At 46.2% G+C, this 8,356-nt stretch carries 5 protein-coding genes and 1 pseudogene; 5 read left to right on the plus strand and 1 reads right to left on the minus strand.

Annotated elements, in window-relative coordinates:
* Positions 1-80: 80 nt before the first annotated feature.
* On the minus strand, positions 81-695 hold the full coding sequence (locus IX84_RS18300) for a hypothetical protein (RefSeq protein ID WP_044224014.1): 615 nt from the start codon (positions 693-695) through the stop codon (positions 81-83).
* Between the two features lie 31 nt (positions 696-726).
* On the opposite strand from IX84_RS18300, the pseudogene IX84_RS34650 reads away from it, so the two are divergent.
* The 5 genes and pseudogenes from IX84_RS34650 to IX84_RS18325 form a co-directional block, all read left to right on the plus strand.
* Positions 727-789 (plus strand): annotated as a pseudogene (locus IX84_RS34650) (hypothetical protein); the annotation flags it as partial.
* A 30-nt stretch (positions 790-819) separates the two neighbouring features.
* Complete coding sequence (locus IX84_RS18305; protein WP_072013670.1) at positions 820-1,152, plus strand: Na+/H+ antiporter NhaA; 333 nt, start codon at positions 820-822, stop codon at positions 1,150-1,152.
* A 49-nt stretch (positions 1,153-1,201) separates the two neighbouring features.
* The gene (locus IX84_RS18310; protein ID WP_044224018.1) at positions 1,202-1,444 is read left to right on the plus strand and encodes a Kazal-type serine protease inhibitor family protein; all 243 of its coding nucleotides are present in this window, start codon (positions 1,202-1,204) and stop codon (positions 1,442-1,444) included.
* Between the two features lie 632 nt (positions 1,445-2,076).
* A complete protein-coding gene (locus IX84_RS18315; protein ID WP_160213822.1) occupies positions 2,077-5,748 on the plus strand; it encodes a hybrid sensor histidine kinase/response regulator transcription factor in 3,672 nt (1,223 codons plus the stop codon).
* Between the two features lie 317 nt (positions 5,749-6,065).
* Positions 6,066-8,356, plus strand: a 2,291-nt coding sequence (locus tag IX84_RS18325) for an FG-GAP repeat domain-containing protein (RefSeq protein WP_152605133.1), incomplete at its 3' end; no start/stop codon positions are given.

Here is an 8,356-nt window from a genome sequence, read left to right on the forward strand (position 1 = left end):
TCAATGGTCTCCTGGAATAAATCCCGGTTTTTGCAAAGGTGCGTTTTCCTGCTCTGTAAAAGGAGGTTTTGGTGTTAAGCCTATTCGATTACATACAAACGGGAATAAACCACTTCCCAGCTCGTATCCCGGCGTTCCAGCACATAATGTAAACCCCGGAATGCACCAGGAATACAGTGGTGAACTGACAAGAGTGCCCTGGAGTAATCTGCATTGAAGAGCGGCACGGAAAGGCAATAATGAGCGCTGGAAGGACCAGTAGCAGGATCAATCTGTTGCAGCCCGGGCCTAGGCTGTAACTGCTGAGGCTGGCTGGTGCTCAACAATTGTGAACGAAAAGCCCGGATATCTCCGCGTGTAAGTTGAGCCTGCCGGGCGAGGACAGGGAAGTCCGAATCGTACAAAACCGTATCGACAGGCGGTGGTGGTGGAACGGTAAAGACATGCCCACGGCCATCGTGCTGCACTTGCATACGCGTACCCACCCAGCGGTCATAATCAGCAATAGGCAGCAGGCTTTTACTTACAGGCATGTCCTGAAAATGCTGAAGGGCAATGGACTGCAGATGCTCTTGTACCTCAGGTGGCGGATCAGGTTCGCCCCTGCAATTCCCAATCAGTAAGGCGATCAGGAAAAGGCTTAACCCGGAGCGCTGATGGCGCAAACCGCCCGAATGGTTTGGTAAGAAGGTCATACCGCTCTTCTTTTTCCTGATCGGGCTGGAAATTAAGCGGGAGCTTTCCGTCGGAGAGTTAAACGCGCCCAAAAAGGCCATTTTCCCCTTATTCGCAGCTATTGGAGGGATTGCTTTCCCGGCGTTGGTATTTGTACTATCTAATAACGACCCGGAGACCCTGGCCCTGATCGTGGGTAAAGCTGTTGGTATTTTCCTAATGTCCAATCTGGCGCTTCGGCTGGGTATTTCTAAACTGCCCGATGGCGTGAGCAGGATGCAAATACTTGGCGTATCCTTTCTGGCCGGGGTCGGCTTCACGATGTCTATTTTCATTGCCAACCTTGCCTTTAAGGACAACCCTGCGCTGCTGGACTCTGCAAAAGTGGGTATTCTGATTGGCTCGCTGATTGCTGGCCTGACTGGTTTCCTGTTGCTGCGTACTTTGGGCAAGCCTGATAAGGATACTGCGCATTGATACAACTCGTAAGCCCAATGCTGCGTTTTTTAGGAAAACCTCATTACCAATGAAGTATATCTTTCTAATTCCAGCATTCGCTCTGCTGTTGATAAGCGCTACCTGCAACCGCAACGGTGCTGTGACCGATGATTGTGTTGACTCTTCTAAGATCGACAAGGCAGCGGCCTGCATCGAAATCTATCAGCCCGTCTGTGGCTGTGACGGCAAAACCTACTCGAACTCCTGCTACGCCGAAAATTATGGCGGCGTCGCCTACTGGGAAGAAGGGGCTTGTGAGGACAGAGAGTAGGCATTGCTGTTTTCTCCCGGAAAAGCTGGAGCAGAGCGGGAAGCTCTACCCCAGCAGCCACTGGAAAAGCTGGAGCAGAGCGGGAAGCTCTACCCCAGCAGCCATTGGATAAGCTGGAGCAGAGCGGGAAGCTCTACCCCAGCAGCCATTGGATAAGCTGGAGCAGAGCGGGAAGCTCTACCCCAGCAGCCACTGGAAAAGCTGGAGCAGAGGCGGGAAGCTCTACCCCAGCAGCATAGCGCTTAAATGTGGTATGGTTTTCTGTTTTGTGTAGTTTGTTGTACACACGCTGTTTTCCGCTTATCCCAGCTTTTGGATATGGGCTTCCAGTTCCTGCCGTTTGGTTTGGCTGACCGGAAGTTCTTTTAAGGGTTACGTCGGCTATATTCTGCGATTTTTATACTATTTTACAGCATTATGGAATTGGTTTATGGATAATTCCATCGTTTTTCAACTATTCAGCAAGCAAGCGTACTGAATAGTCGTATTTGTTTTTCGCCATGTCAATACTGCTGCGCTTTATACCCGTCATTGCAATAATTGTCTTTACGGTCCCCGGGACTGCTCAGACGCCTAACTATATTCACTTCACTCCCGAACTGGGGCTTCCATCAAGGCAGGTGTACAGCACTATGAGAGACTCGGTAGGGTATGTTTGGGTCTGTACCAATAGGGGGCTGGCTAAATTTGATGGTTACAGCTTTTCTGTTTTTAATCTTGAGCACAATCTTCCAAGTCTTGATATATGGGGGACATTTCAGGATGAAGAAGGTAAGATCTGGTTGTCCACTTTTAATGAAGTCATCTATTTTAAAGATGGGCAATTTCACAAATGCACCAGGGATAGCTCAGCGCAATTTTTCATCTACCGCTACTATGAAAGAGAAGGGGATGGAGTTTATTTTACCACAGATCAGGATACAGGCAACCTATATGAGGTCGTACATGACACCGTTAGGCAAATCCACTCTTTTGATAACGAAAAGGTAATTGGCATAGGCAGTGCTAACGAACGACAAACTTACTTTGCAACGGCTGATGATGGTATCAAACTTTATAAAAAGGTGCTTGATTCGTTGGCGCTGGAACTTGAGCTAAAAAGCCAGAACGATTTTATAAAACGCGCGGTATGGTTTGCTTCTAAGTGGTGCTTCTTTACACAAGATAGTCTCTATACATACGACCTTATGAAGATAAGGTCTGTCAGTTTTTCCGATTTGCTGGATCAGGATTTGGTGCTGAACAGAGTGATTGTAGTAAGTGAGGATAAGTTGGGGCTGTTAACTTCTAAAGGCACTTTTATAGTGGACAGGAATTTAAAGCGGGTTCCCGGGATGGCCTTTCTAAGTACGCTCGATTTAAATATAATTAAAGAAGACCGAAATCGAAATATTTGGATATCTACAATTAATGGGCTGTATCTGCTCACTCCAAGAAATATAGGTAGCGCCCAAATCTATCTCCCAAAAACTTTATCACCGAATAGCTGCACGAAGTTAGCTTTTGATCTTGACCATCGAATCTGGATAGGCGCAAAGTCTGGCGAGTTGTTTGTCCTTGATAAAGACAAATTTGTGTCATGTTTTGATGTTCAGGATCATTTTGGAGGGGGTAACATTCGAACGATACATTTTATCTCCAATCGTCGTATGTTAATAGCTGGCGATTTCGGGTTTGCGGTGTTGTCTAACAGGGCTTTAAATGGAAACAGCTGGCAAGCTGAGCACTTTTTTCCTGGAAACTATAAGCACATTTCGCAAAGCCATTCGGGCAAAATTTTCGTTTCAGCAGCCGAGGGAGTATTTACGTTCGATAAACGCCACAATACGCTTGACACCATCCACAAAGGTAGAGTGTACGCTACGGTCTTTGATGACGAAAATGAGGTGCTTGCCATGGGTAGAAATGATGGCTTATTTCTTAAATATGAAGAGGGCATAGACAATGAGCCAACAATTTACAAAGCATTAGACAAACCGGTCAGGGATATCCACTTAGATGATTCCGGAAGACTTTGGGTAGCTACTAACGGGCATGGCTTATTCGTGTTGGATAAAAACCTAAGACAAAGGGTAATTTTGGAGAACAAGATTGTAAAATCTATTGCTGAAGATGGGAATGGCAACTTATGGGCCGTCACTCCTGATGGGCTTATCAAATGTAGCTTAGCGGGAGAAGCGCCTGACCAATTGACTTGGCAGTTTATCAATCTTAAACAATATACTGCTGCTCATGAGCTTAATGACTTATCTCTGGTCAATGAAACTATCATTCTGGCCGCTGGCAAAGGATTAAAAATATTCAATGCGGATTCTTTGCTTACAAAACGTGAACAACCAAATTTGATTATCTCAAAAGTTGCTGTGAATGGTCGGACATTGGCGCTTAAACCGAGTTATGAACTAAACCATCATCAGAATAAGATTCAGATACATTATGTAGGTCTTTCTTATCAGAGCCTGGGAGAAATAAAATACCAAACTAAGCTGGAGGGGCAGGGGATTCAACAGGGTTGGGAAGAGACTAAGGTGCGCTATAAGGAGTTCGTCAGCCTACAGCCCGGCACCTATACGTTCCGGATAAGAGCAGCCGATAGCGCAATGAATACTCCTCTGGAGGAAAAAATAACTTTTAAGATTTTGCCGCCCTGGTATGGGCAGCTTTGGGCTAAAGTAATGGGGGCAATATTAATTATTAGCCTTTTGATATTAGGTTTCAATGCTGCAATGGCTCAGAAAACCAAGCAAATAGAATACAAAAACCTAAAAGAACTTGATATCATCAAAAGTAGGCTCTACACCTATTTTACGCATGAATTCCAATCTCCCCTGAGTATTATAAAAGGAATATCAGAGGAGTTGCTCTTTAAACCAAATAGTGACACTGCTGATGGTATTGCGCTCATCAATCGGAATGCTGACCACTTGAGTAGATTGGTGAAACAGTTGCTTGATTTGAGGAGATTGGAGGTGGCGGAAATCAAGACAACCTATGTCTATGGTGATGTGGTGTCTTATTTGCGCTATTTGGTAGATTCGTTTCAGCCTTTGGCATTGAACAAACAAATCACTTTGCAATTGATAGCGCCAGGAGATGGCGTGTCGATGCACTATGATCCCGAAAAGTTAAACCTAATTATTAGGAATCTGATTTCCAACGCCATTAAATTTACTCCTCCCGGTGGTAAGGTTGAGGTTGAGGTAGAACAGGAAGGGCAATATTTTAAAATTCAGATAAAAGATAATGGGATTGGTATTGAAAAAGAAGCGCTTTCGAAAATTTTCGGCTTTTTTCAACAACCAGATCAGCGGGGTATTGCTCAAATGCCTGGTTATGGCATTGGCTTAAGCCTGGTAAGGGAGCTTGTCAGGCTACTCAGAGGTACTGTAATGATAGAAAGTAAAGCGGGCGAAGGGACTAACTTTATACTGCGATTTCCTATTGATGAAAGAAGGAGCTCTCCATCTTCCTTGCAGACAAGGCCTGAAAAGAGCTCGTTAACTTCCAAGGTCAAAGGCGCTCAACCTACCCTTTTAATTGTAGAGGATAATCAGGATGTATTGCAGTTTCTGAATATGGTCCTTCAAGCCGATTACCACATCATTCAGGCTACCAATGGGCTTGAAGGTTTGGAGACAGCCCTTTCATTTATTCCGGAAATAGTAATCAGCGATGTTTTAATGCCGGAAAAAGATGGTTTTTGGCTGTGCAGCCAATTAAAGAAGAACACAGCAACTGAGCATATTCCGATCATTTTACTTACCGGGCTTGATGAGGAATCCAAAACCTATGGCTGGAAAAGCGGAGCAGATGCCTTCATTACCAAGCCCTTTCTTCCTACCGAACTAAAAGCTAAGATAGGGCAGCTCCTCCTCACACAGGCCCGATTGCGTGAGAAGTACCGCAGAGAAGGTTATGTCGAAGAACTCTTACAAAGGCTCCATTCAGAAGCGCTTTCATCAGCCAAGTCTGATGAAGCTTTTTTGGTCAACACGATGAAAATAATAGTTGCCAATTTATCTGATGCTCAATTTGATGTAGAACAACTAGCCAGGGAACTGAATCTGAGTCGTTCTCAGTTGTTTCGAAAATTCAACAACCTGCTTCAACAGCCTCCGAAAACTTTTATTTTATCCATTCGGCTCACCACTGCAAAAAAAATGCTACTGGAAACCGGGAAATCCATCAAAGAGATTGCCTACGAAACGGGCTTTTCGAGCCCTAACTTTTTTGCGAGGCAATTCAAGAAAACTTTTGGGAAAAGCCCATCAGAGTTTAGAAAGTCAGGAGGAAAAAATCTCTAAATAGCAAATACGGTTTGCAAACTGCGGCATCCTCACCGGGAAGATGCCGGAGCACAGCACACCCCGGGCCTAAGGGCAGGGACAAGCCCGCAGAATCGAAAATATGGGATTTTACCCAGTTTCCCTTCCTCTAAGCACGCTGTTATTTGTTACCTAATATTCTGATCTCCAATATTTTAATCCTGTTGGGACAATAATGCTACTCTTTGGGATTATCGTGCAATTCCAAGATGCTGGTATTGGTGTAAATTTGAAAAAATCCTACTTCTATTATTCCATTTTAACGTTAATCTTAATCTTAAAAGCTTTTAACCCTCATGAAAAAAGGACACCTAAGCCTGTTGTTTTCCCCTTTTCTGTTTTTGTTGATGATTGGTTGGTCTTCGGTGGTGCCGGAGTCAACTGCCAGCCTGACTTTGAGCCCTGACCGGTCTTTACGGTCCTCTGATAGCAGCCTTCCTGTTACCTGCTCCGATGGTATTCAGAATGGGGATGAAACGGGAGTCGATTGTGGCGGAAGCAACTGCCCGCCTTGTGCTTTTTCGTGTAGCGCCCCTGGCTTTACTCCCAATACAATCATTACCCGTGCGAATGGCCCTGAATCCATTTATGGCACGGATTTGGACGGTGATGGCGACGCGGATGTATTATCAGCCTCTTCGGCTGATGATAAGATAGCGTGGTACGAAAATGACGGCAGTGGCAATTTTGGCGCCCAGCAGGTCATTACAACATTAGCGGATGGTGCCAGGTCCGTATACGCCATGGATTTGGACGGTGATGGCGACGCGGATGTATTATCGGCCTCTTTTGTTGATGATAAGATAGCGTGGTACGAGAATCACGGCAGTGGCAATTTTGGCTCCCAGCAAATCATTGCGACATCAGCGGATGGTGCCAGGTCCGTATACGCCATGGATTTGGACGGTGATGGCGACGCGGATGTATTATCGGCCTCTTCGTATGATGATAAGATAGCGTGGTACGAGAATGACGGCAGCGGCAATTTTGGTGCGCAGCAGGTCATAACGACATCAGCGGATTTTGCCAGTTCCGTATACGCCATGGATTTGGACGGTGATGGCGACGCGGATGTATTATCGGCCTCAAGAAATGATGATAAGATAGCGTGGTACGAGAATGACGGCAGCGGCAATTTTGGTGCGCAGCAGGTCATAACGACATCAGCGGATGGTGCCTATTCGGTATACGCCATGGATTTGGACGGTGATGGCGACGCGGATGTATTATCGGCCTCAGGAAATGATGATAAGATAGCGTGGTACGAGAATGACGGCAGCGGCAATTTTGGTGCGCAGCAGGTCATAACGACATCAGCGGATGGTGCCTATTCGGTATACGCCATGGATTTGGACGGTGATGGCGACGCGGATGTATTATCGGCCTCAGGAAATGATGATAAGATAGCGTGGTACGAGAATGACGGCAGCGGCAATTTTGGTGCGCAGCAGGTCATAACGACATCAGCGGATGATGCCAGTTCCGTATACGCCATGGATTTGGACGGTGATGGCGACGCGGATGTATTATCGGCCTCAAGAAATGATGATAAGATAGCGTGGTACGAGAATGACGGCAGCGGCAATTTTGGTGCCCAGCAAATCATATCGATTTCAGCGAATGCTGCCAAATCAGTATACGCCACGGATTTGGATGGCGATGGCGATGCTGAGGTTTTATCGGCTTCTGAATTTGATGATAAGATAGCGTGGTACGAGAATGACGGCAGCGGCAATTTTGGCGCGCAGCAATTGATAACGGTGGATGCTGGTTATAGTGTGGTATACGCCGCGGATTTGGATGGCGATGGCGATTCGGACGTTTTATCGGCTTCAAGGTTTTCAAACAATATAGTGTGGTACAAGAATAATGGTAGTGGGAATTTTAGCGTCCAGCTCGTTACTACGGCTGCAGCTAATGAATCGACTATATACGCTGCGGATTTGGATGGCGACGGCGATTCGGACGTTTTATCGGCGTCAGAGGCAAGTGATAATGATAAGGTAGTATGGTATGAGAACGACGGCAGCGGCAATTTTAGCGGGCAGCAAATCATCACTACCCTAGTGGATCATGCAAGTTTTGTATACGCTATGGATTTGGATGGGGATGGTGATGCGGATGTATTATCGGCCTCTTTGTTTGATGATAAGATAGCGTGGTATGAGAATGACGGCAGCGGCAATTTTGGTGCGCAGCAGGTCATAACGACATCAGCGAATGGTGCCATTTCCGTATACGCCATGGATTTGGACGGTGATGGCGACGCGGATGTATTATCGGCCTCTGAATTTGATGATAAGATAGCGTGGTACGAGAATGACGGCAGCGGCAATTTTGGTGCGCAGCAAGTCATAACGACATCAGCGAATGGTGCCATTTCCGTATACGCCATGGATTTGGACGGTGATGGCGACGCGGATGTATTATCGGCCTCATCTCTTGATAATAAGATAGCGTGGTACGAGAATGACGGCAGCGGCAATTTTGGCGCGCAGCAGGTCATAACGACATCAGCGGAAGGTGCCAGGTCCGTATACGCCATGGATTTGGACGGTGATGGCGACGCGGATGTATTATCGGCCTC

Source organism: Phaeodactylibacter xiamenensis, assembly GCF_000759025.1.
Lineage (GTDB): Bacteria > Bacteroidota > Bacteroidia > Chitinophagales > Saprospiraceae > Phaeodactylibacter > Phaeodactylibacter xiamenensis.